The 22,958-nt window shown below is 63.5% G+C and carries 27 protein-coding genes and 1 tRNA gene; 13 read left to right on the top strand and 15 right to left on the bottom strand.

The features are described from left to right. The first annotated feature begins 9 nt into the window (after positions 1-9). From EG244_RS00380 to EG244_RS00390, 3 genes are read left to right on the top strand one after another with little or no spacing between them, the layout of a single operon-like run. Complete coding sequence (locus tag EG244_RS00380; protein WP_124963022.1) at positions 10-1,344, top strand: S41 family peptidase; 1,335 nt, start codon at positions 10-12, stop codon at positions 1,342-1,344. Positions 1,345-1,346: 2 nt separating this feature from the next. Continuing rightward, positions 1,347-1,820, top strand: coding sequence for an RNA pyrophosphohydrolase (locus EG244_RS00385; RefSeq protein WP_124963023.1), 474 nt, complete (start codon positions 1,347-1,349; stop codon positions 1,818-1,820). Further along, positions 1,817-2,602: a class I SAM-dependent methyltransferase gene (locus tag EG244_RS00390; protein WP_124963024.1), complete on the top strand. Its 786-nt coding sequence runs from the start codon at positions 1,817-1,819 to the stop codon at positions 2,600-2,602. Before EG244_RS00385 ends, EG244_RS00390 begins: the two co-directional genes overlap by 4 nt. On the opposite strand, the gene EG244_RS00395 is transcribed toward EG244_RS00390, so the two are convergent. Continuing rightward, on the bottom strand, positions 2,599-3,147 hold the full coding sequence (locus EG244_RS00395) for an NADPH-dependent FMN reductase (protein WP_124963025.1): 549 nt from the start codon (positions 3,145-3,147) through the stop codon (positions 2,599-2,601). The two genes, EG244_RS00390 and EG244_RS00395, sit on opposite strands and share 4 nt — an antisense overlap. A gap of 161 nt (positions 3,148-3,308) precedes the next feature. Next, positions 3,309-4,121, bottom strand: a complete 813-nt coding sequence (locus tag EG244_RS00400; RefSeq protein WP_124963026.1) for a glutamate racemase — start codon at positions 4,119-4,121, stop codon at positions 3,309-3,311. A 217-nt stretch (positions 4,122-4,338) separates the two neighbouring features. On the opposite strand from EG244_RS00400, the gene EG244_RS00405 reads away from it, so the two are divergent. After that, complete coding sequence (locus EG244_RS00405) at positions 4,339-5,100, top strand: HpcH/HpaI aldolase family protein (RefSeq protein ID WP_124963027.1); 762 nt, start codon at positions 4,339-4,341, stop codon at positions 5,098-5,100. Here the strand turns inward: EG244_RS00405 and EG244_RS00410 are convergent. Beyond that, positions 5,081-5,692: a GNAT family N-acetyltransferase gene (locus EG244_RS00410; RefSeq protein WP_158617209.1), complete on the bottom strand. Its 612-nt coding sequence runs from the start codon at positions 5,690-5,692 to the stop codon at positions 5,081-5,083. The genes EG244_RS00405 and EG244_RS00410 overlap by 20 nt on opposite strands. Positions 5,693-5,772: 80 nt before the next feature. On the opposite strand from EG244_RS00410, the gene EG244_RS00415 reads away from it, so the two are divergent. Next, on the top strand, positions 5,773-6,513 hold the full coding sequence (locus EG244_RS00415; protein WP_124963029.1) for an AzlC family ABC transporter permease: 741 nt from the start codon (positions 5,773-5,775) through the stop codon (positions 6,511-6,513). Continuing rightward, a complete protein-coding gene (locus EG244_RS00420; RefSeq protein ID WP_124963030.1) occupies positions 6,510-6,842 on the top strand; it encodes an AzlD domain-containing protein in 333 nt (110 codons plus the stop codon). The genes EG244_RS00415 and EG244_RS00420 overlap by 4 nt, the downstream gene beginning before the upstream one ends. Before the next feature lie 68 nt (positions 6,843-6,910). Here the strand turns inward: EG244_RS00420 and EG244_RS00425 are convergent, their stop codons facing one another. The 4 genes from EG244_RS00425 to EG244_RS00440 form a co-directional block, all read right to left on the bottom strand. Then, positions 6,911-7,537 (bottom strand): hypothetical protein, encoded by a 627-nt coding sequence (locus EG244_RS00425; protein ID WP_124963031.1) that lies wholly within the window; start codon positions 7,535-7,537, stop codon positions 6,911-6,913. A 16-nt stretch (positions 7,538-7,553) separates the two neighbouring features. Further along, positions 7,554-7,688, bottom strand: coding sequence for an aa3-type cytochrome c oxidase subunit IV (locus EG244_RS00430; RefSeq protein ID WP_124963032.1), 135 nt, complete (start codon positions 7,686-7,688; stop codon positions 7,554-7,556). Positions 7,689-7,799: 111 nt separating this feature from the next. Beyond that, positions 7,800-8,843, bottom strand: coding sequence for an MBL fold metallo-hydrolase (locus EG244_RS00435; protein ID WP_124963033.1), 1,044 nt, complete (start codon positions 8,841-8,843; stop codon positions 7,800-7,802). Then, a complete protein-coding gene (locus EG244_RS00440) occupies positions 8,840-10,552 on the bottom strand; it encodes an acyl-CoA dehydrogenase (protein ID WP_124963034.1) in 1,713 nt (570 codons plus the stop codon). Before EG244_RS00440 ends, EG244_RS00435 begins: the two co-directional genes overlap by 4 nt. A gap of 111 nt (positions 10,553-10,663) precedes the next feature. On the opposite strand from EG244_RS00440, the gene EG244_RS00445 reads away from it, so the two are divergent. Further along, a complete protein-coding gene (locus EG244_RS00445) occupies positions 10,664-11,623 on the top strand; it encodes an L-threonylcarbamoyladenylate synthase (protein ID WP_124963035.1) in 960 nt (319 codons plus the stop codon). Between the two features lie 61 nt (positions 11,624-11,684). Here the strand turns inward: EG244_RS00445 and yihA are convergent, their stop codons facing one another. The 3 genes from yihA to ubiG form a co-directional block, all read right to left on the bottom strand. Beyond that, positions 11,685-12,335, bottom strand: coding sequence for a ribosome biogenesis GTP-binding protein YihA/YsxC (gene yihA, locus EG244_RS00450; RefSeq protein WP_124963036.1), 651 nt, complete (start codon positions 12,333-12,335; stop codon positions 11,685-11,687). 124 nt (positions 12,336-12,459) lie between these two features. Continuing rightward, the gene (yidC, locus tag EG244_RS00455; RefSeq protein WP_124963037.1) at positions 12,460-14,346 is read right to left on the bottom strand and encodes a membrane protein insertase YidC; all 1,887 of its coding nucleotides are present in this window, start codon (positions 14,344-14,346) and stop codon (positions 12,460-12,462) included. A 156-nt stretch (positions 14,347-14,502) separates the two neighbouring features. Then, the gene (gene ubiG / locus EG244_RS00460) at positions 14,503-15,243 is read right to left on the bottom strand and encodes a bifunctional 2-polyprenyl-6-hydroxyphenol methylase/3-demethylubiquinol 3-O-methyltransferase UbiG (protein ID WP_124963038.1); all 741 of its coding nucleotides are present in this window, start codon (positions 15,241-15,243) and stop codon (positions 14,503-14,505) included. A gap of 63 nt (positions 15,244-15,306) precedes the next feature. Here ubiG and pip point away from each other — a divergent pair, with 63 nt between their 5' ends. Continuing rightward, positions 15,307-16,278 (top strand): prolyl aminopeptidase, encoded by a 972-nt coding sequence (pip, locus tag EG244_RS00465; RefSeq protein WP_124963039.1) that lies wholly within the window; start codon positions 15,307-15,309, stop codon positions 16,276-16,278. Between the two features lie 130 nt (positions 16,279-16,408). On the opposite strand, the gene EG244_RS00470 is transcribed toward pip, so the two are convergent. The 4 genes from EG244_RS00470 to pdxH all read right to left on the bottom strand — a co-directional run bounded on the left by EG244_RS00470 (position 16,409) and on the right by pdxH (position 18,281). Then, a tRNA-Pro gene (locus EG244_RS00470) sits at positions 16,409-16,485 on the bottom strand. 40 nt (positions 16,486-16,525) lie between these two features. Then, a complete protein-coding gene (locus EG244_RS00475) occupies positions 16,526-17,020 on the bottom strand; it encodes a DUF192 domain-containing protein (RefSeq protein WP_124963040.1) in 495 nt (164 codons plus the stop codon). After that, entirely contained in the window at positions 16,993-17,529 is a 537-nt protein-coding gene (locus tag EG244_RS00480) for a cold-shock protein (RefSeq protein ID WP_124963041.1), read from the bottom strand. The genes EG244_RS00475 and EG244_RS00480 overlap by 28 nt, the downstream gene beginning before the upstream one ends. Positions 17,530-17,678: 149 nt before the next feature. Next, complete coding sequence (pdxH, locus tag EG244_RS00485; RefSeq protein WP_124963042.1) at positions 17,679-18,281, bottom strand: pyridoxamine 5'-phosphate oxidase; 603 nt, start codon at positions 18,279-18,281, stop codon at positions 17,679-17,681. A 367-nt stretch (positions 18,282-18,648) separates the two neighbouring features. On the opposite strand from pdxH, the gene gpt reads away from it, so the two are divergent. Continuing rightward, positions 18,649-19,158 carry a xanthine phosphoribosyltransferase gene (gene gpt / locus EG244_RS00490; protein ID WP_124963043.1) on the top strand — a complete coding sequence of 170 codons (510 nt, stop codon included), beginning with the start codon at positions 18,649-18,651 and terminating at the stop codon, positions 19,156-19,158. 70 nt (positions 19,159-19,228) lie between these two features. Here the strand turns inward: gpt and idi are convergent, their stop codons facing one another. Continuing rightward, complete coding sequence (gene idi / locus EG244_RS00495) at positions 19,229-19,750, bottom strand: isopentenyl-diphosphate Delta-isomerase (RefSeq protein ID WP_124963044.1); 522 nt, start codon at positions 19,748-19,750, stop codon at positions 19,229-19,231. 88 nt (positions 19,751-19,838) lie between these two features. Between idi and arfB the strand changes: the two genes are divergently transcribed. The 4 genes from arfB to EG244_RS00515 are packed head-to-tail and all read left to right on the top strand — an operon-like array spanning position 19,839 to position 22,946. After that, complete coding sequence (gene arfB / locus EG244_RS00500) at positions 19,839-20,264, top strand: alternative ribosome rescue aminoacyl-tRNA hydrolase ArfB (protein WP_124963045.1); 426 nt, start codon at positions 19,839-19,841, stop codon at positions 20,262-20,264. Continuing rightward, positions 20,261-21,535 (top strand): aspartate aminotransferase family protein, encoded by a 1,275-nt coding sequence (locus tag EG244_RS00505; RefSeq protein WP_124963046.1) that lies wholly within the window; start codon positions 20,261-20,263, stop codon positions 21,533-21,535. Before arfB ends, EG244_RS00505 begins: the two co-directional genes overlap by 4 nt. Further along, positions 21,532-22,485 carry a phosphotransferase enzyme family protein gene (locus tag EG244_RS00510; RefSeq protein WP_124963047.1) on the top strand — a complete coding sequence of 318 codons (954 nt, stop codon included), beginning with the start codon at positions 21,532-21,534 and terminating at the stop codon, positions 22,483-22,485. The genes EG244_RS00505 and EG244_RS00510 overlap by 4 nt, the downstream gene beginning before the upstream one ends. Next, positions 22,485-22,946, top strand: a complete 462-nt coding sequence (locus EG244_RS00515) for an NUDIX domain-containing protein (protein WP_124963048.1) — start codon at positions 22,485-22,487, stop codon at positions 22,944-22,946. The genes EG244_RS00510 and EG244_RS00515 overlap by 1 nt, the downstream gene beginning before the upstream one ends. Positions 22,947-22,958: the final 12 nt, after the last annotated feature.

Here is a 22,958-nt window from a genome sequence, read left to right on the forward strand (position 1 = left end):
GACGCATCCATGAAGAAACATGTGCTGGCTGCGCTTGGCGGAACGGTAGCGGGGGCGGTGATCGCCGTGCAGCTTGCGGGACCCATCCTCGCACAGGATGCCGCGAAGAAAGCTTCTGTCTATCAACAGCTTGACCTGTTCGGTGACATCTTTGAGCGCATCCGCGCGCAATATGTCGAAGAGGTTGAGCCCGAAAAGCTGATTGAGGCTGCGATCAATGGCATGCTGACCTCGCTTGATCCGCATTCGTCTTATCTGCCGAAAAAAGCCTATGAGGATATGTCGGTTCAGACCCGGGGTGAATTCGGGGGCCTGGGCATTGAGGTGACCCAGGAAGAGGGCTTTGTGAAGGTCGTCACGCCGATTGATGACACTCCCGCCGATAAGGCCGGGATTCTGGCGGGCGATTTCATCACCCATGTCGACAATGAATCGGTGCTGGGTCTGACCATGGATCAGGCCGTTGATAAGATGCGCGGTCCGGTCGGCTCTGAGGTGGTGATCACCGTGGTGCGCGAAGGCACCGCAGAGCCTTTTGACGTCTCGATCATCCGCGAAAGCATCAAGGTGAAAGTCGCCCGTACCCGTCTTGAAGGCGATGTTGCGGTGATGCGCCTGACCACGTTCAACGATCAGACCTACAAGGGTCTCGAAGACGGTCTGAAGCAGCTCTTCGCGGATGCGGGCGGGGCCGATAAGATCAACGGTGTGGTGCTGGATCTGCGCAACAACCCCGGTGGTCTGCTGCCCCAGGCGATCAAAGTGGCCGATGCTTTTCTTGAACAGGGGGAAATCGTCTCGACCCGGGGCCGCACTGCGGCAGAGGGCGAGCGGATGAACGCAACCCCCGGCGATCTGACCGGAGGCAAACCGCTGGTCGTGCTGATCAACGAAGGCTCGGCCTCAGCCTCTGAGATCGTCGCCGGTGCGCTGCAGGATCATGGTCGTGCGGTCGTTGTGGGCATGAAATCCTTTGGCAAAGGCACCGTGCAATCGGTCATGCCGCTGCGCGGCGATGGCGCGATGCGTCTGACCACGGCGCGCTATTACACGCCCTCGGGCCGCTCAATCCAGGGCATGGGGGTGCATCCCGATGTCGTGGTGGCGCAGCCGCGCAAAGACCCGAATGCCCCGGTGACTGAAGAGCCGAAATCGCGTCTGTCGCGTTCAGAAGCGCAGCTGCGTGGCACGCTGTCGAACGATTCGATGTCTGAAGATGAGCGCAAGATGATTGAGGCAGAGGCCGCCAAAGCCGAAGCCGCTGCGAAACTGCGTCAGGATGATTACCAGCTGGCCTATGCCATCGACATCCTGCGCGGCATGGCCGCCGTGAAGAAAGACTGAAGATGAGCGATCTGCCCTATCGCCCCTGCGTGGGGGTGGTTTTGATCAATGCCGGGGGCCGGATTTTCGCCGGCCAGCGGCTCGACAGCGAAGTGCCCGCCTGGCAGATGCCCCAGGGCGGCATCGACAAGGGCGAGAAATCCCGCGACGCGGCTTTGCGTGAGCTGTGGGAGGAGACCGGCGTCACCGCTGATCTGGTTGAAGAGATCGCGCGGACGGACGATTGGGTGACCTATGATCTGCCGCCGCATCTTTTGGGTAAGGTCTGGGGCGGCAAATACCGCGGACAAAAGCAGCGCTGGTATCTCTACCGCTTCAAAGGCTCCGACGATCAGATCGTGATTGAAAGTGAGCATCCCGAGTTTTCCTCCTGGAAATGGATCGGCGCGGAAGAGATGGTTGCGGGCATCGTGCCCTTCAAACGCGCGGTTTATGAGACAGTGGTCGCCGAATTCCGCGATCATCTGGCGAAATGAGCGGGGAGGCTTCGGCCTCCTCTTTGCCTTTCGGGGCTGAGGCTGCGGGCTATGAGGCCGGTCGCCCGGACTATCCGCCCGCGCTTTATGAAGCGCTTTTTCAAGAGCTTAACCTGAGCCCCGGCCTGCGGGGCTTTGAGGTTGGGGCCGGGACCGGCCTTGCCACGCGCGCGCTGATGCGGCGCGGGCTGCAGCTTCTGGCCATTGAACCCGACCCGCGGATGGCCGCGCGGCTGCGGGCCGCAGTGCCGGGGGCAGAGGTGATCCCCCTGCGGATGGAGGAAGCCGATCTGCCCGAGGCGGCGGCGGATTTCGGCGTCTCGGCCATGGCGATGCATTGGCTGGAACCGGCGACTGCGCTGCCACGGGCGCGGCGCTGGCTGAAGCCTGGGGCGGGTTTTGCGATGTGGTGGACCGTCTTTGGCGATCCGGCCGCGCCGGATGACTTTCAGCGCGCCTCTCAGCCGTTTTTCGCGGGCCAGGGGCGCGGGCGGGGCAGTTCGGGCGCGGTGCCCTATGCCCTGCAACGCGAGGCGCGGTTGCAGAATCTGACGGCAGCGGGCTTTGAGGGCGCGCGGGCGCAGCGCTTTGACTGGAAAATCCGGCAGAGCACGGCAGAAGTGGTGAACCTCTGCCGCAGTTTCTCGCCGGTTCTGCAGATGGCGGCCCCTGCGCGGGCAGCTTTCCTGAGCGCCATCGCCGATCTGGTTGATCGCGACTTCGGCGGTCAGGTCGAGCGCGATTTTGTCACGCTGCTTTATACCGCCCGCAGACCGCTTTAACGGCGGGCAAAATCGGTAAAGCCCGCGAGGAAGTCGCGCAGGCGGCTTTCGGTCTTTGCATCAGACATGCGGCCTTCTGAATCAAAGACATCGCCCGCGCGTGAGACCATCAGACGCCCTTCAAAATAAGGCCGCATGCCCAGGGTGCGCAGCACGGTCAGCCACATATCCTGCGCAAGAATGGTGCCAAAACCGCCCGGAGAGGCCCCGATCAGCGCCACGGGCTTGCCCTGGAAAAGATCGGTGCCACCGGGCTTGCGGCTCATCCAGTCGATGGCGTTTTTGAAAACGCCGGGGATGCCGTTGTTATATTCCGGCGTCACCAGCAGCAGCCCGTCTGCCGCCTTCAGCGCCTCTTTCAGGGCGGCGACCGGCGCGGGGGCACCTTTCGCGGTCTCTTCATCTTCGTTGAAAAGCGGCACGCCATGCAGCGTATGGGCATCAAGCCGCGCGCCTTCGGGCATCACGCCAACGGCTGCGCGCAGAAGTGCGGTGTTGAGAGATCCGGCCCGCAGGCTGCCGGACAGGCCGAGAATGGTGGTCATATCGTCATCCTTTAAGAACTCATGCCTTATAACACGTCAGAGCAACTTGCGTGCCCCGGCCTGACAGCCGGGTTTGCGACTGCGCGAAAAAGCAAAAAGCAAAAAGCAAAAGGCGAAGGCCGCAGCCGCCGCCCTGAAGGCCGCGTCGTGGTATCTGTGGTTCAGGCCGCCTCAAACCGCAGCGGATGGCGCAGGAACTGCGTCGCCTTGGAAGAAACGCCCTCGGGATCCCCGGTGGTCAGGAACTTTGACACTTTGCCGGGGCCGATGAATTCCGGGTGCCGCTCCAGATAATCGGCCAGCGATTCAGCGACCAGATCGGCCTGGCTGAAGACCTTCACTTCGGGGCCAAGCGCCTTGCGGAAAGCGCCCTCCAGCAGCGGGTAATGGGTGCAGCCAAGGATGGCGGCTTCCGGATAAGGCATGCGGCGCTTCAGCGTCTCCACATGGCTGCGCACCAGGGCTTCGGCCAGCTGCTCATCGCCCTGCTCAATGGCATCGACGACGCCGGTGCAGGGCTGTGCCTCAACATCAACGCCAATGGCGCGGAAGGCGAGTTCGCGCTGAAACGCGCGGCTGGCCACCGTGGCCGGTGTCGCAAAAAGCGCGACGTTTTTCACCTCAACCTCGCGCGGGGGGGAGTTATCGCCCCATTTCCGCTCGGTCAGCGCCTCGATCATCGGGACGAAGACGCCCAGCACGCGCTTGTCTTTCGGCAGCCAGGTCTCCTGCATGCGCTTCAATGCGGCGGCGGAGGCGGTGTTGCAGGCCAGGATCACCAGATCGCAGCCTTCTTCCCAGAGCCGTTCAACGGCGGCGCAGGTCAGATTATAGATGTCGTCATGGCTGCGCACGCCGTAGGGCGCATGGGCATTGTCGCCCAGGTAAACGAAGGGAACCTCCGGCAGGCGTTTGCTGACCGCATCAAGAACGGTCAGGCCACCAAGCCCGGAATCGAACACACCCACTGCCATTGCTGACGTCCTTTGTCTCGGCTGACACCCCGGGAGAGGGCGGTTTGCGGCCCGGCTCCCGTTGCGGTGGTGATAGGCTATTCTTGCGTCCTGGGCCACCCCCTGCCCGCATTTGCGCAATAAATCCTATATATAGCCAGTAAATTCGAAGAATCTTGCGCGCGATCCATTCTACACCGGGATGAAGACGGCCGATTGGCCCGGAGGGGGGAAGAAAATGGCAGCACCGGTAAATCGGTTCAAGGCGGCGCTTAAGGCGGGGCAGCCGCAGATCGGGCTTTGGGTCTCATTTGGCAGTCCCAATGTGGCCGAGATGCTGAGCCACTGCGGCTATGATTGGCTGGTGATCGATGGCGAGCATTCGCCGAATGATCTGCCGCTGATGCTTTCGCAGCTTCAGGCGGCTGCTGAGGGCGGCACCCATTGCGTGGTCCGCGTGCCGATCGGAGAGGCCTGGCTGATCAAACAGGTGCTCGACATCGGGGCGCAGACCGTGCTGGTGCCGATGGTGGAAACCGCCGATCAGGCCCGTGATCTGGTCCGCGCCATGCGCTACCCGCCTGAGGGGATGCGCGGCATGGGGATGCTGGGGCGCGGCGCGCGTTACGGCATGATCCCGGAGTATGCCACCACCGCCAATGCACAGGTCTGCCTGCTGGTGCAGGTGGAAAGCCGCGCCGGTCTGGCGGCGCTGGATCAGATCTGCGCGGTTGAGGGCGTGGACGGGGTCTTTATCGGCCCGGCGGATCTGTCGGCGGATATGGGCTATCCGGGCAATTCGGCCGCACCTGAGGTGCAAAGCGCCATCGCAGAGGCCCTGGGCCGGATCAAATCCCACGGCAAAGCGGGCGGGATTCTGGTCGGTGGTGCCGCAGCGGGCAAAGAGGCGCTGTCAAACGGCGCGGTCTTTGTGGCGATCGGCCATGATGTGGGGCTGTTGCGCGACGGCGCGCTTGCGCTCAGGGCGCAGATGGGCTGAGGCGGCGCTCCATGATGTTGCAGGACCAGACCCCGAAGACCGGGGCGGCAAAGGGCATCCGCTGCTTTTGAACAACGCGAAACCCGCAGCGCTCATAAAGCGCGCGGGCCCGCGGGTTGCTCTCTGCCACATCAAGGCGCATCGCGCGGTAGCCTTCGGCTCGGGCGAGGCTGGCGAGTTCTTCCAGAAGCGCGCGGCCAATGCCCTGGCTGCGAAAGGCGGGCGACACGCTCAGCCCGTCGATCAAAAAGCGCTCATTGTCGGTGTCAACGCCAAGCAGCCGCAGCGCACCCAGCCGCCAGCTGCTGCCCGCGGGGCCGTAAAAGCGCCGCAGCAGCTCCGGGGACAGGCTGACAAAGCTGCCCGCGGCACTGCGAAACCCGGCCACCCCGACCAGCGTCCCCCCGGCCGTTACCGCAGCCAGAGCATGACCCGGATCCAGTGCGGCGCGGATCACCGGCAAAGCGCGGTCGCCCCGGCCCAGAAGCCGCCCGAGTTTGCCCTGAAACGCCTGCCAGTACAGCGCCGCGGCCTGGTCACGCGCGCCGTCTGCCAGAAAATGCAGCGGAAGGATGCGGATGTCCTGGTTCACCGGTGACTGCCTCTGTGGCCCATTGCCCTCTTCAGAGTGAAGGATTAATCGAGATTTACAGATCCCGTGGGGAGGGGGCAATGCAGGCAGAGCAGAACACATCCGGATCAGCCGGAGATGGCCCATCCGTGCGCCGCGCCTTTCTGCGGGGCGTGCTGATCTCATCGCCTTTCCTGCTGGTGATTGTGCCCTTTGCGATGCTCTTTGGCGTGCTGGCCACCGAAGCCGGGATGGATCTTCTGACCGTCATGGCCTTCACGGTTGCGGTCTTTGCGGGTTCGTCGCAGCTGACGGCGCTGCAACTGATGCAGGACAATGCGCCCGCCGCTGTGATCCTTGCGACCTCGCTGGCGGTGAACCTGCGGATGTCGATGTATTCGGCGGCGCTGACGCCCTGGCTGGGGCGGCTGAGCCTGTGGTCGCGGGCCTGGGTGGCCTTTTTGCTGGTGGATCAGTCCTATGCGGCTTCGGTCGCGGAATATGAGCGCAACCCGAAGATGAGCAACGCCGAGCGGCTGGCCTATTTCTTTGGCACGGTCGTTCTGGTCGCCCCTTTCTGGTATCTGGCGACCGGCGTGGGGGCGATCCTCGGGGCGCAGATCCCGCCGGAGCTGGCGCTTGATTTCGCGATGCCGCTGAGCTTCATCGCGCTGACTGCGCCGATGCTGCGCACGATCCCGCATCTGGTGGCGGCCTTCACCTCTGTCACCCTGGCGCTGACGCTGACCTGGCTGCCCTGGTCGAGCGGCATTCTGGTGGCGGCGATCACCGCCATGCTGGCCGGAGCCTTCACCGAGATGGCGCTGGAGAAGCGGGCATGAGCTATTCGACCGCGGAAATCTGGTTCCTGATCATCGGCCTTGGGGTCGGCACCTTCCTGTTGCGCTTTTCCTTTCTGGGGCTGATCGGGTCGCGCGAACTTCCGGTCTTTTTTCAGCGGATGCTGCGCTATACGGCCGTGGCCGTGCTGCCGGGGATCGTGGCGCCTCTCGTGCTCTGGCCTGCGGCTGCGGGCGGCGAGTTAGAGCCTGCGCGGCTGATCGCGGCCGTGGTCACCGGGGCGCTTGGCTGGTATCTGCGCAATATGCTGCTGGCGATCGTCGGCGGCGCGGTGACCTTCTTCCTGCTGCAGGCTTTCGTCTTCGGCTGATCGCGGACTGTGAAAGCAAAAGGGCGGCGCCCTGCGGCACCGCCCTTCATCTTTGACCCTCTGGCGCGTCAGTTGCCGCCCTGGATCGCCTTTGCAATGACCGGCGAGATCTGCGGCACGCGGTCCGGCTCAGACTGATCGGGGGAGCCATAGACGATCTGCGTCTGCACGCCGGGCAGGGCGGCAAAGCTTTCCATCAGGCTTTTCGGGAACATGGTCGATTCGATGCTCTGAAAGCCCGGAAGCTGGCTCAGCATCTTCGAGGTGGCCGAAGTGCAGAAGGCCGAGGGCACCGGGCCATTGTCGCGGGCCAGCTGATAGGCGCGCTCGGCGACTTCCGGGCTGACCTGCACCCGCTGAATGACAGCATGGAAGGGACCTGCAGACTGGAAGGCGAAGTAATTCGCCTGCATCTGCGGGGTCATGCCATAGCGCAGGTCATGGCGCTCAGGTGCGCGGGAGTCGTCCCAGTTGCCTGCCGGATCAAAGAGCACACGCTCGGAAGCATTGATGAGAAGCCCCGTATGCGCCCCCTCACCCGAGCGGTCGTTGATCGAGGTGACCAGCATCAGCTCAGGCGGGCCCGCATGGACATAGCGTGCGGCTTTCACCGCCTCATCCGGAGCCCAGACCCGTTCGGCCGCACAGCCCGAAAGGCTGAGCGCCACCAGAACACCCGTTACAAAACGCACCATGTAAGATTGTCCCGGATCAGGCGTTGGCGAGCGCGAGGAAGATCAGCACGACGGCTGAGATGATCCCCACCCAGGTGGCGAATTTGATGAAACCGTTAAAGGTCGCCTGGTGGACGGTGGTGTCCATGCTGCCGTGTTTGTGTTCGGCCATATCGGAAATCTCCTCAGTCAATCTGTCGCAGTGCTAGCGGATAAGTCCATCTGTGTCATTACCCCTTCGCCGCGCAAAAACGCCTCTGTTGCCGCGAGAGCGCGCCTGCACTTACAGCATCTGCCACTGCCAGACGCCGTTTTCATCAAGGGTGCGGCTGACCTCTCCGGCCTTCCACAGATGGTTCAGATGCGCGACGGATTCCGCCATGGCCAGCCCGAACTGATCGCCGGTGATCTCGCGACCAAAGAGCGGCACGAAGCACTGGCAGGCATTGCGCGGCGCGCTGAGGTGGCGGCGCAGCCGGTTGAGGGCGCCATGGTGATTGTCGCTCATCTGCCGCAGCCGGGTGGGCAGGCCGGTGAAGGGCATTTTGTGACCCGGCAGCACCAGGTGATCTTCCCGGGCATGGGGCATGAAACTGTCGTTGGCCGCCATCCATTCCGAGATCGGATCGGCCTCAGGCTCGGTGGCATAGATGCCGATATTGGCCGAGATGCCGGGCAGGATCTGATCGCCGCCAACCACCAGACTGCCGCCCTCTTCCCAAAGGGTGACATGCTCAGGCGCATGGCCATGGCCGATGCGGATCAGCCAGTCACGCCCGCCCATGCGCAGGCGCTCCCCCTCCTGCAGACGCAGATAGCCCAGCGGCATGGGGGCGGATTTATCGGCGGTGTTCATCGGCCGTTCAGCAATGCGTGCCTCAAGGCGTTCCGCGTCCATCCCGGCCGCTTTCCAGAAGCGTATTGTTTCGGGCGGAGCCACCTCCTGCACGTCCAGAAGCAGCATCCGCGCCATCAGCCAGGAGGTGCGGGAGGCGAGAAGCTCTGCGCCCTGCTCCTGAAACCAGCCCGCAAGGCCTGCGTGATCGACATGATGATGCGTCAGCAGCACCCGCCGCACCGGGCGGAAGGCCAGCGGCCCGGCCAGCAGCGCATCCCAGACCCCGCGGATTTTGCGGGTATCAATGCCGGTATCCACCAGGGTCCAGCCGTCACCATCGTCAAAGGCATAGACGTTGACGTGATCCAGCGCCCAGGGCAGCGGGATGCGGATCCACAGCACCCCTTCTGCAATTTCAATGGCCTGACCAGGCTCCGGCGCGTCAGGAAATGGAAAACGGATCGGGCCGGAGGTGGTCTTTTGGGTCATGAGGCAAGTGATTCGATGTTATGGGCATAAAGATCTGCCGCACCTTCGCGCATCTCAGCCAGAAGTGCACCATGCTGCGGCAGCATGCGCAGGATAAAGCTGCGCGCCAGCGCCGTGCGCGACCCCTCGCCGCCCTCGGCCAGAGCGGCTTTCAGGTGGAAATGCGCCCCCAGCACCAGGGCAAAAGCCCGCTGATAAGCGACCGATCCGGCCAGACGATCCGTCATCGCCTGGGCCAGCAGCGCCTCGGTGCCGTCGCGCAGCGATTCGGCAGCCAGCCAGACCGCGCCCGCCAGATCGGGCAGGCGGCCGCGGGCGGCCTCTGCGCCTTCCTCGATCTCTTCGATCAGGCGGAAGGCGGCCTCGCCCTGGTCCATCATTTTGCGGGCCACAAGATCGGCGGCCTGAATGCCGTTGGTGCCTTCATAGATCGCCGTGACCCGGACATCGCGCAGATATTGCGCGGCCCCGGTCTCTTCAATGAAGCCCATGCCGCCGTGGATCTGAATGCCCGCCTGGGCCACGGCAATGCCGGTATCGGTGCCGTAGCTTTTGGTGATCGGCGTCAGCAGCGCGGCGCGGGCGTCCCATTCGGCGTCCCCCGTGGCGCGGGCCATATCGATGGCCACGGCATTGGCCAGCGCAATGGCGCGGGCGGCGAACAGCTCAGCCTTCATGCCGATCAGCATCCGGCGCACATCGGGGTGATCGATGATGCCACCATGGGTGCCGGTCACGGGCTTGCCCTGCACCCGGTCCAGCGCATAGGCGAGCGCGTGCTGATAGGCCCCGTCCGCGACCGAGATGCCCTGAATGCCCACGCCGAGGCGGGCGTTGTTCATCATGGTAAACATCGCCGCCATGCCCTTGTGCGGCGCGCCGACCATCCAGCCGGTGGCACCGTCAAACTGCATCACCGCCGTCGGGCTGCCGTGCAGGCCCATTTTATGTTCCAGGCTGACGACCTTCAGGCTGTTGGCGACGCCGGGATTGCCCTCAGCATCGGGCAGATATTTCGGCACGATGAAAAGGCTGATCCCCCGGGTGCCGGGCGCGCCATCGGGCAGGCGGGCCAGCACCAGGTGGCAGACGTTTTCGGCCACATCATGATCGCCCCAGGAGATGAAGATTTTCTGACCAGAAACCGCATAGCTGCCATCGCCATTGGGCTCGGCCCGGCTGCGCAAAGCCCCGACGTCCGATCCGGCCTGCGGCTCGGTCAGGTTCATCGTGCCGGTCCATTCGCCCGAGATCAGCTTCGGCAGATAAAGCGCCTTGATCTCGTCGGAGGCATGATGCTCCAAAGCCTCAATCTGGCCCTGGGTCAGCAGCGGGTTCAGCTGCAGCGCGAGGCAGGCCGCGCCCATCATATCATTCACGCAGCTGTTGAGCGTCAGCGGCAGCCCCATGCCGCCGAACTCCGGATCCGCCGAGGTGCCGACCCAGCCGCCCTCTGCGATCTGCCGGTAGCCTTCGGCAAAGCCGGGGCTGGCGCGCACCACCCCGTTTTCCAGCTTCGCGCCCTGCAGATCGCCGTTGCGATTGAGCGGTGCCAGCACCTCCTCGCTCAGCCGGCCTGCGCCGCTCAGGATCGCCTCAACGGTCTCCGGTGTCGCATCCCCAAACCGCTCGGTCGCAGCGACCTGAGCGAAATCAACGACATGATCGAGCAGAAAGCGGAAATCTTCGACAGGCGCGCGATAGGGCATAGAGTCCTCCGGAAGGCTGCCGGGTTGCAGGACCGGCGGGGCTGTGGCACGGGTGTTTTTGGGCAGACTAGCCGCTGCCCCGTTCCTCGCAACTGATACGCGGCGTCAGATATGCTTACGACCCTACGTCTGAAACCCGATGAAGCGGGCATCTTTCGCGCAGCGGAACTGCTGCGGGCGGGAGAGCTTGTCGCCTTCCCCAGCGAGACGGTCTACGGCCTTGGCGGCGATGCCCGCAATGACGCGGCGGTCGCGGGGATCTATACGGCCAAGGGCCGACCCTCGTTCAACCCGCTGATCGTGCATCTGCCCGATCTCGACGCCGTGCGTCGCTATGCCGAAGTCGGCCCCGAGGCTGAGGCGCTGGCCCGCGCTTTCTGGCCCGGGCCGCTGACCCTGGTTTTGCCGCTGCGCCCCGATGCGGGGCTTTCGCCGCGGGTGACGGCGGGCAACCACTCGCTGGCGGTGCGCATTCCCGCCCATCCGGTCGCCCGCGCGCTGCTGCAGGTCTCGGGCGTGCCTCTGGCGGGGCCCTCGGCCAATCCTTCAGGCCGTATCAGCCCGACCACGGCGGAACATGTTCTTGAGGGGCTTGATGGCCGCATTGCCGCGGTGCTCGATGGCGGTGCCTGCCGGGTGGGGGTCGAATCGACGATTCTGGCCCCCGGACAGCCGCCGCATCTGCTGCGCCCGGGCGGTATTTCCGCCGAAGAGATCCTCGCGGTTCTTGGCACCCTGCCGCTGCGCCCCGAGGAAGATCCGGCCCGCCCGGTCGCGCCAGGACAGCTGTCGTCGCATTACGCCCCCGATGCCCTCGTGCGCCTGAACGCCGGGAGCCGCAGGGCGAATGAGGTTTTCATCGGCTTCGGAGCCGTGGGGACGGGTGCAGAGTTCAATCTCTCGCCCACCGGCGATCTTAATGAGGCTGCCGCACAGCTTTTTGCCGTGCTGCGCGATGCTGACCGCCAGGCCGGGCCGGGCGGGCGGATCGCCATTGCCCCGGTTCCCACAGCGGGCATCGGTCTCGCGATCAACGACCGGCTGAAACGCGCTGCGGCCCCCCGCAGCTGAGCATAAGAAAGGCCGGGAGATCGCTCTCCCGGCCTTTCTTTTTAATCAGAGCCCGCGGGTCTCAGACCAGACCCGCGATGATGGCGCGCAGCGTCTCAACGCCCTCACCCTTCTCGGAAGAGGTGATGATGATCTCGGGATAGGCCGCCGGATGTTTGACCAGCGCCGCCTGCACCTGGGCGATATTGGCCTCGCGGGTGGCAGCATTGACCTTATCGGCCTTGGTCATCACCACCTGGAAGGTCACCGCCGAGCGGTTGAGCAGCTTCATGATTTCTTCATCGACCGCCTTTACACCATGGCGGGTGTCGATCAGCACGAAAGCCCGGCGCAGGGTGGCGCGACCCGACAGATACTGCTTCAGCAGCGCCTGCCACTTCGCAACGATGGCGACCGGGGCTTCGGCATAGCCATAGCCCGGAAGGTCGACCAGATAGCGCTCTTCCCCCAGGGTAAAGAAGTTGATCTCCTGGGTCCGACCCGGCGTGTTCGAGGCCCGCGCCAGGGTCTTGCGACCGGTCAGCGCGTTGATCAGGCTCGATTTCCCAACGTTGGAGCGGCCGGCAAAGCAGACCTCCATACGGTCGGCCGGCGGCATGCCGGACATGGCAACGACGCCTTTCAGAAAATCCACCGGACCCGCAAAAAGCAGACGGCCTTTTTCTGAGGCTTCAAATTCGGGTTCGGGGGCGAGAGGGAACTTCAGGCTCATCCTGGGGCACCTTTAAGAGCTTGGGCGGACGAGGCCGCACGGAATGTGTCAGGGGTCTTATAAATGAGAAGCGGACGCGGGGGCACCCCCTCGCGTCCGCGGCTCAAAATCAGGGCTTTGGCCCTTATTTCTTTTTCTTCTCAGCGGCCTTTTCAGCCTCAGCCGCTTTCTCAGCCAGGGCCTCACGCAGCGATTTGCGTTTGCGCGCCGCTTTGATGTTGCCGAAGATGTCCGGCCGGTGGCCGTGGCTGCGCATGATGGCGTATTGCTGGATGAAGGTGATGATGTTGTTGGTGATCCAGTAAACGACCAGACCCGAGGCAAAACCACCCAGCACGAACATGAAGATCCAGGGCATCCAGGCAAAGATCTGCTGCTGCATCGGATCGGCAGGCGCCGGGTTCAGCTTCTGTTGCAGCCACATGGTGCAGCCCAGCAGGATCGGCAGAATCCCGATGAAGACCATGGCCAGCATCGAAGTCGGCTCAGGCGCCGCCCAGGGCAGGAAGCCGAAGGCGTTGAAGATCGAGGTCGGATCCGGCATCGAGAGATCCTGGAACACACCAAAGAAGGGGGCGTGACGCAGCTCGATGGTGACGAAGATCACCTTATAAAGGCTGAAGAAGATCGGGATCTGCAGCAGCATCGGCAGACAGCCGGCAGCCGGGTTCACCTTCTTCTCCCGGTAAAGCTTCATCATCTCCTGCTGAAGCTTCGCCCGGTCGTCGCCCGCGCGCTCTTTCAGCGCCTCCATCTCCGGCTGCAGCTCTTTCATGCGCGCCATCGAGACGTAGGATTTATAGGCCAGCGGCAGCACCAGGGCCTTCAGAATGAAGGTCAGCGCAATGATCGCCACGCCCATATTGCCGATCAGACCATTGAGCCAGTGCAGCACGGCAAAGATCGGTTTGGTCAGGAAGTAGAACCAGCCCCAGTCGATCGAATCGACAAAACGCTCAATCTTCTGCTTCGAGGGATCGACCTCAGCACCGGTCAGCTTCGCAAGAAAGCCCGGGTCGTTCTCATAGCTGCGGATGGTCGCCCATTCCTTGGCACCGGCATAAAGACGGCTCTCCGAACTGGCGCTCGCACCCGGTTCCACAGTCACCGCCGGAAGACGGGCCTCGGCCTGATAGACGTCACGGGCGGGGAAATACTTCTGAACCGAAGTATAGGGCTGGCTCGAAGACGGAATCAGCGCCGTCAGCCAGTATTTGTCCCCAAAGCCCAGCCAGCCACTCTCTTTGACCTCGGTCGAGGTCATCGGCACCCCTTCGGTCTCAGAGGTGCGGGCGTCTTTCAGCTCGCTGTAATCGGTCTCGGTCAGAATGCCGTCCGCGACTTCCAGAAGGCCCTCATGCGAGATGAAGAAACTCTGATAATCGCCCGGAATGCCGTGACGCGAGATCATGCTATAGGGTGCCAGACGGATCGCCTCGGCACTCTGGTTGTCCACCGACTGGGTGACGGTGAACATATAGTCCTCATCCACCGCAAAGACGCGGCGGAAGGTCTGACCTTTGGTGTTCGCCCATTCCAGCGTGACCGGAGTGCCCGGTGCCAGAACCTCGCCCGAAACGGCCGTCCAGGGCGTATTCGGGCCCGGGACATCATCATAGGTCAGGCTGCCGCCCGGGGCCCAGCCGTAAAGCGCATAAAAGGCATTGGAGCCTTCCATCGGACGCAGCAGGCGGACGATATCGGAGTTGTCGTCGGTGCTCTCGCGGTAAGCGCGCAGCTGCAGGTCATCAAGGCGACCGCCGGTCAGCGCGACCGAACCGGTCAGCCGCGGCGTATCAAGCTTCAGCCGTGCGGTCTCAGGCGCCGGAATGGCGGCGGTTTCGCCCGGGGCGCTGCCGGCAAGTGCCGGCGGCAAAGTCTCACCCTGGACAGCCACGGGAGCATTCGGGTCCGTCACCGGGTCTGCGGGAGGAAAAACCACAAACCAGACGAGGATCACGAGAAAGCTCAGTGCCGTCGCCAGGATGAGGTTTTTGTTCTGATCGTCCATGGGGAACCACCTGCTATTCTGGTGAGGTGGTTCAACAGAGAAGGGGCGTCAAGGTCAAGCGGAAAGGCATTTTCCACCGCCCGCCCTGCTGTTTTTGGCTTTTTAGAAATACTCCCGGGGGTGCGGGGGCAGGCAGCCCCCGCTTCGCCGCCCGCCTCAGGCCTGCGGCTTCAGGCTTGTGGTCGCGTAATTAACCGACAGATCCTTCGCCGAAAGGCTCCAGCGCCAGGAGATCGGGTTGAAAACCATCCCCCGCCGGTCCACCGGGGTCAGCCCCGCGGCGCGGATCAGATCATAAAGCTCATCCGGCGTGATGAATTTTGCCCAGTCATGGGTGCCTTTCGGCAGCCAGCGCATCACATGCTCCGCCCCGATGATCGCCATCATATAGCTCTTCGGGTTGCGGTTCAGCGTCGAGCAGACCATCAGCCCGCCGGGGCGCAGCAGATCATGGCAGGCCCGCAGATAGGCTGCCGGATCAGAGACATGCTCGATCACCTCCATATTCAGCACCACATCGAACTGCTCACCGGCCGCCGCCAGCGCCTCGGCCGTGGTGTGGCGATACTCAATCTCCAGCCCCGACTGCGCGGCATGGACCCGCGCCACCGGCAGGTTTTTCTCGGCCGCATCGGCCCCCACCACGGTCGCGCCCAGCCGCGCCATCGGCTCGGACAACAGCCCGCCGCCGCAGCCGATGTCCAAAAGCCGCAGCCCCGCAAAGGGCTTTTCCGATTTCAGATCGCGGCCGAATTCCCCGGCGATCTGCTGGCAGATGTAATCGAGACGGCAGGGGTTCATCATATGCAGCGGGCGGAATTTGCCGTTGGTATCCCACCATTCAGCGGCCATGGCTTCAAACTTTGCCACTTCGGCGGGGTCGATGGTGCTGCTCATCTGCTTGCTCCTTGCGGCGCGGCTTTGATCGGGCCACTTTAGCAAAGATATACAGGGGAGCCGATGGACAGGACAACCGCACAGCCGACCGCCTTTGATTATCTTTACCCGGCGATTGAGCCCTTCGACCGGCGGATGATCGATATGGGCGACGGCCATCGCATCTATGTCGAGCAATGCGGCAATCCGCAGGGAGTGCCCGTTCTGGTGGTCCACGGCGGCCCTGGTGGCGGCAGCAGCCCGGCCATGCGGCGCTTTTTCGACCCTGAGACCTACCGGATTGTGCTTTTTGATCAGCGCGGTTGCGGCCATTCGCAGCCTTCGGCCTCGGTGGTGAACAACACCACCTGGCATCTGGTCTCGGATATGGAGGTGATCCGCGAGACCCTCGGGATCGCGGAATTCCTGCTCTTTGGCGGCTCCTGGGGGGCCACGCTGTCGCTGGTCTATGCCATCATCCATCCGGACCGCGTGACCGGGCTGATCCTGCGCGGCGTCTTTTTGATGGAGGCGGCTGAGCTGGAGTGGTTCTACGGCGGCGGCGCGGCGCGGTTCTTCCCGGCCGAATGGGCGCGCTTCACCGCCCCCATCCCCGCGGCAGAGCGCGGCGATCTGATCGCCGCCTATCACGCCCGCCTTTTCAGTGGCCATCTGAGCGAAGAGATCCGCCACGCCCGGATCTGGGCGGGCTGGGAGAATGCCCTCGCCTCGGCCCGTTATATCGCGTCAGGCGATGTGCCGGGGGACTATGCCCGCGCCTTCTCGCGGCTGGAGAATCACTATTTTCAGCACGCGGGCTTTCTGGAGGCGGACGGCTGGATTTTGCAAAACCGTCACCGCATTGAGCATCTGCCCGCGATCATCGTGCAGGGCCGTTTTGACATGATCTGCCCGCCGCTCTCGGCGAGCCGCCTCGCGGAGGGCTGGGAAGCGGCTGAGTTGCAGATGATCCCGATGGCAGGCCACGCGATGTCAGAGCCGGGGATCGCCGCAGGGCTTGTCAGCGCCACCAACCGCATGCGTGCGCCGGGATAAGCCAGGTATGGCGCCCGGCAACCACGGCCTTTGGCAATGGACCGGGGTTTGCAGGCCAGGCCAGGACCGTGGCAGAAACGCAGATCCGGCGCCTGAGGCACCGGGTGCAGTTTTATCATTTAAGGATAAATGGTCGGGGCGGAGGGATTCGAACTCTCGACCTACGGTACCCAAAACCGTCGCGCTACCAGGCTGCGCTACGCCCCGACTGCGCTCTCCTTAGCGAAGGAATTGCGGCTTGAAAAGGTCAGTCGCACGACCAGGCTGCAGTTTCCTGAGAAAAGGCCGGATGTCGCATCACATCGCCGGGCTTAATCCCCATCCGCCGGGCATAACCGCCGTTAATTTCCAGCACGGCCAGCACGTTATCCCCGCCGTCGATGACAGTTTCATCCTTCGGCTGTGCATTGGAATGGATATGGCGAATCGTGCCGGTCGGGTCAGCGAAGATCATATCCAGCGGGATCAGCGTGTTGCGCATCCAGAACTGCCCGCGTCCGGGGCGCTCATAGATGAAGAGCATTCCGGCGCCGGCATCGAGATGCTCGCGCCACATCAGACCGCGCGCGCGGGTGGCGTCGCTGTCCGCCACCTCAACGCGAAAGCGCGCCTGGCCGGAGGGGCCTTTCAGCTCCACCAGATCCGGGCGGCAGGTCTCGGCCACGGCAGGCGCAGCAGCAGCGCCCGCCAGAAATACGGCGACAAAAGCCCCCGTCAGATATCGCGTAACGCAGCTTCCCATGACAGCACCTGCACGGCCATACGACCGCGCTTCCCTTCGATGATCCTCAAACCTACGGCTTCGCCGGGCTGAAGGTCAGCAAAACCTGACTGTCGCAGAATTTCAATATGCACAAAAATATCTTCAGACCGTCCGAACACATTGGCAAAGCCGAAGCCCTTACCTTTGTCGAACCATTTGATCCGTGCCGCCTCGATCTCAAGATCGCCGATCCGTTCGGCCATCTCGGGCGAAAGATCCTCGGTCAGCGCCGGCCCGGTCCCCTCGGGCGGACGAATGGCCAGGATCTCAACTGCCTGCGTTCCGCGTGTGGTGCGCTGAATTTCGACATCAATCTCGGCGCCATCGGCGATCGAGCCCTGTCCGAAATTGCGCAGCACATTCGCATGCAAAAGAATATCCGGGCCGCCCTCATCCGTTACGATGAAGCCAAAGCCTTTTACCGGATCAAACCATTTTACCCGGCCCTGGATTCGTTCCCGCTCCAGGACCTTGCTGTTATCTTCCATTGTTCGAGCCTTTTCCCCAGTCTCAGCTCACACTCCGTGGTTGTGCCCTTGCATGATGTACATATCAAGGTCAATCACCACGAGTGACCGCGTCAGGTTTAGGAAAGTTTGCCCCGGCGCAATCTATGCGAAAGAGTGATGCGCCATCATCATGGGTTGAGACGCAATATTTCCCAAGGTGTTTCCGGGGTCGCGCGATGCCAGCGAAAGCGGTCATGCAGGCGGAAGGCGCCATCGGCCCAGAACTCGACCTCCAGCGGTGTGATGCGAAAGCCGCCCCAGAACGGCGGACGTTTCGGAGAGGGACCATGGGTCAGCGTGATCTTTGCAACCTCTGCCAGAAGCGTGGCGCGGGAGTCGAGCGGCTCTGACTGTCGGCTGGCCCAGGCGCCCAGGCGCGACTGCAGGTTGCGGCTGGCGTAATAGGCATCCGCCTCCGGCCCCTCGGCGCGGCTGACAAGGCCGCGGACCCGGATCTGGCGGCGCAGGCTTTTCCAATGCATCACGAAAGCCGCTTTGCCGCTGGTCTCAATCTCCCGCCCTTTGGCGGAATTGTAATTGGTGTAGAAGGTGAAATCATCGGGGCCGATGTCTTTCAGCAGCACCATGCGGACATTGGGCAGGCCGCTTTCGTCCACGGTGGAAAGCGCGATGGCATTGGGGTCATTGACCTCGGTTTTTTCAGCCTCAGCCAGCCAGCGGCGCGCGATCTCTGAGGGGCTGTCCCCTGCGAAAATACCAGTGCGGTCCATGGTCGTCCCCCCATCGCGGCTGCAGGCGCATGTCTCAGATCTATACCCTGGCCCGGGCAAGTTGAAGATCTGCAAAGGCTCAGGCCGGTGCAATTTATCTGCAAAACTGCCGGTCTGCGCGCCTTTTGGTGGCGCGGGCGGCGCGATTTTTTCCGTCAGTTTGCCGCAGACTATGGCTCGGCGCTTGGCTTGGCGCGGGTCCTGTGGCACACTTCCGGCATGGGGTCGCCTGACTGGCTTCCTTGCTGCGGCTGTTCTCCCTGAGGGCAGCCGCCGTATTTATTTCGGCGTCAGAACCGCTGCGGGGCCAGATGGTGGTGCTTCGGGGCTGCGCGCCTTTCATATCGCCATTACCTGAGAGGATCCTATGGCTCCCGAGCGTCTGCCTCATGAAAAAGGGTTCCACATTTCCTGGGACCAGATCCACCGCGATTCCCGTGCCCTGGCCTGGCGTCTGGACGGCCGCGGCCCTGGCGAAGGCGGCACCTGGAAAGCTGTGGTCGGCATCACCCGCGGGGGTCTTGTTCCGGCGATGATCGTCTCGCGGGAGCTGAATATCCGCGTGGTCGATACCATTTCGGTCAAAAGCTATTCGCATCAGGATCGCGCGGAAGCCATGGTCACCAAAGCGCCCCAGGCTGAGCTGCTGGGCGATGGTGAGGGCATTCTGATCGTCGATGATCTGGTCGACAGCGGCAAAACCATTGAGCTGGTGCGCCGTCTTTACCCCAAGGCGCATTTCGCGACCGTTTACGCCAAACCGGCGGGCCGCGTGCAGGTCGATACCTATATCACTGAGGTGAGCCAGGACACCTGGATCTTCTTCCCCTGGGATATGGCGCTGCAATATGTGCAGCCCTTCCGTGGCGCGGACTAAGCGCAGAGGTCGGCACCCGATCGATAAAATAAAACGGCACCGCAATTTGCGGTGCCTTTTTGTTGGGCGTTTAGCTGAAAATATGGGCGAACTGCTGGTCCATATAGATCCGCAGCCAGGGGGTGAACGCCTCTGGGGTGATTCGGATCGCCTCGCGCAGCGCCTCGGGCGTCATCCAGCGGATGGAGGCGACCTCATCGGGATTCAGCGCAAGCGGCAGATCGCGCGTGGCTTCAGCCGTAAAGATCTGCACCACCTCATGCTCGGTCAGTCCCGCGCCGACATCGGCGCGGTATTCGATCTCGCCCGCCGGTGAAAGCACCAGCCCGGTGATCCCCAGTTCTTCCTGCAGACGCCGCAGCGCGCAGGCCCGCATGTCTTCGCCCCAATGCGGATGGGTGCAGCAGGTATTGGCCCAGAGACCTGGCGTGTGATATTTGCCAAAGGCCCGTTGTTGCAGCAGAATTTCATCCCCCGCCCGCACAAAGACCGAGATGGCCGGATGGCGCAGGCCTCTGCGGTGCACCTCCAGTTTTTCCACCGGACCAAGGCGGCCGTCAGCGTTATAGGCGGGGATCATCTGTGCAGTCATCGCGGGCTCCTTCGGGGGTCATATGGGACCGCCGCTCCGTTTTTGCCAGAGCCTTTGCGCCGCCCGTGCAGACGCGGTAGCGTGGGGTATGTTGCGGATAACGGATGAAATCCGGATCGAAGACTGGGAACTGTCAGAGCAGTTCACCCGGTCTCAGGGTCCGGGCGGACAGAATGTAAATAAAGTGGAAACCGCGGTTGAGCTGCGGTTTGAGGCGGCACGCTCTCCCGGGCTGACGGATCCGGTGAAAAACCGGCTGAAGCGGCTGGCGGGGCGGCGCTGGCTGGACGATGGGGCGATCCTGATCCGGGCCGAAGAGACCCGCTCTCAGGCCCGCAACCGCGAGATGGCGCGGGAACGGCTGATCGAGCTGATTCGCGCGGCCCTGATCGCACCCAAGCGGCGCATCGCCACCAAACCCACCCTGGCCAGCAAGCGCAGACGGGTGGCCACGAAACAGGCAAGGGGCGCGTTGAAATCCAACCGCGCCAAAGTGGGGGACGAAGACGAATGACCGAAGATCTGCTCGCGCGCCGCGCCCGGCTGATGGGGCCGGAGGTGCCGACCTTTTACCGCAATCCTTTGCATCTGGTGAAGGGCGAGGGGGTCTGGCTCCGGGACAAAGCGGGCAGGCGCTATCTCGATTGCTACAACAACGTCCCCCATGTCGGGCATTCGCATCCCAAAGTGGTTGCGGCGATCACCGCCCAGGCCCTGACGCTGAACACCCACAGCCGCTATCTGCATGAAGGCGTTCTCGATTATATCGAGCGGCTGGGCGCGACCTTTCACCATGGCACCAGTCAGGCCATCATGGTCTGCACCGGCTCAGAGGCGAATGACCTCGCGCTGCGCATGGCCCAGGCGGTGAACGGCAAAACCGGGATCATTGCCACCGACAATACCTATCACGGCAATTCGGCCCTGACCTCGGGGCTGTCGTCGCGCCGCCCTCCGGTGGGGGGCTATCCGCAGAACATCATCCGCATCCCCGCGCCCGACAGCCTGGCCCCGGTGGGGGGCAGCCGCGAGGGTCAGGCCCAGGCCTTTGCCGGTCACGTGAAGGCGGCGATTGCCGGGTTGGAGGCGCGGGGCTTTGGCTTTTCCTCGCTGATCCTGTGTCCGCTTTTCGCCAATGAGGGGCTGCCCTGCGTGGAGAAGGGCTTTCTTGATCCGACCGTGGCGGCGGTGCGTGCGGCGGGGGGCGTCATCATCTGCGATGAGGTGCAGCCCGGATTTGGCCGCGCGGGAGAGACCTTCTGGGGCCATGATCTCTTAGGTTTCGCGCCCGATATCGTGACGCTGGGCAAGCCGATGGGCAATGGCCATCCCATCGGCGCGGTCTTTGCGCGCCCGGATGTAATGCGCGCCTTCCGTGAAGTTTTCGCCTATTTCAACACCTTCGGCGGCAATCCGGTCTCGGCGGCGGCGGCCATGGCGGTGCTGGATGTCATGGAGGAGGAGGGGTTGCAGCAGAACGCCCGTGAGGTCGGGGCCTATACGCTCGACGGTCTGCGCAGCCTTTCGCACCCCTGGATCGCAGAGGCGCGCGGGCAGGGGCTCTTCTTCGGGCTGGAGTTTCTGACGCCTGAGGGCGCGCCCGCCACCGCTTTTGTCGCCGATGTCATCGAGGCGATGCTGGAGCGTGGCGTGATCCTCAATAATATCGGGCGCAACCGTAACACGCTGAAAATGCGGCCTCCGATGCCGTTTTCGCGCGAAAATGCCGATCTGCTGATCGCGGCGCTCCAGGATGCGCTGGAGAAAACCCCGGTGCGGGCATGAGCCCGGAGGCGATTGAGGCCGCGGCGCTTTGGGGTGCGCGTGACCCCCGCCCGATCACCGAGCGGGAGAATGCCGTCTATGCCATCACCCTGCCGGGGGGCCGTCCGGCTGCCCTGCGGCTGCACCGCCGGGGCTATCAGGATCCGGCGGCCATCCGCTCTGAGTTGTGGTGGTGCGCGGCGCTGGCGGGGGCAGGGGCGCCGGTTCCGGCACCGCTTCCGGCCCTCTCGGGGGATCTTCTGCAGCAGCTTTCCGGCGGGCGGCTCGCTTCGGTGATTGACTGGGTGGAGGGCGCGGCCATTGGCGCGGCGGCTGTGCCCCTGGCGGGAACGGCTGCGGCGAAAGAGGCTCTGATGGCGGGTGTCGGTGGTCTGATTGCCACCTGCCATCAGGCCACTGACGGGCTGGCCCTGCCGCAGGGGTTCACCCGGCCCGCCTGGGATGCCGAAGGGCTGGCCGGAGCGGCCCCGCTTTGGGGGCGCTTTACCGATCATCCGCTGCTGACCCCGGCAGAGCGCGATCTTTTGCACAAATCTCAGGCAGTTGTTTTTGACAGGGCAAAGTCTGCGCAAATTTCGGGCGATTGCGGTCTGATCCATGCCGATGTGCTGCGCGAGAATGTTCTTTCCGGACCAAAGGGCTATTCCCTGATCGACTTTGACGATTCAGGCTTTGGCCTGCGCGCCTATGATCCCGGCACACTGCTCAGCCAAAGTCTGGCCGAGCCGGGGTTGCCGGATCTCGTGCAGGCGCTTTGTGAGGGGTATCGCGCGGTGCGGGTGCTGGATGTGGATCTTTTGCCGGTGATGACACTGGCGCGCTGCTGTGCCTCGGTGGGCTGGGTGATGACCCGGCTGCCGATGGAGCACCCGGTGCAGCAAAGCCATATCGCACGGGCCGTCGGATTTGCGCGCAAAGTATTGGACGGAAAGGCAGATCCTTGGGCCTGATGGCATTTCTCCGTGGTATGATTTTCCGGCCCCGGGCCTTGCAGACCGGGGTCATCTGCCTGCGCGAGGGGCCGCAGGGCCCGGAGGTGCTGCTGGTGCGCACCCTCGACACCGGGCGCTGGATCATTCCCAAGGGCTGGCCGATGGACGGTAAAACCCTGGCCGAGGCGGCGGAGATTGAGGCCTGGGAAGAAGCGGGCGCGACGGGGCGGATGATGCCGGGCGAATTTGCCCGCATCCCCTCGAACAAGCGGCGCAATGACGGGCTGGAAGTGCCGACGGATCTGGCGATCTTCGTTATGACCGACACCCAGCTCACCGAGGATTATCCCGAAGCAGGCAGGCGCGAGCGGCAGATGTGGCCGATTGATCTGGCCGCGCGCCGCGCCGATGTTGAGGCGCTGGGCGAGGTGATCGGGACGCTTCGGGACCGGCTGGACGGGGGGCGGCCTGCGGGCTGATCCGCCGCACTT

It is taken from the genome of Falsigemmobacter faecalis (assembly GCF_003863335.1).
GTDB lineage: Bacteria > Pseudomonadota > Alphaproteobacteria > Rhodobacterales > Rhodobacteraceae > Wagnerdoeblera > Wagnerdoeblera faecalis.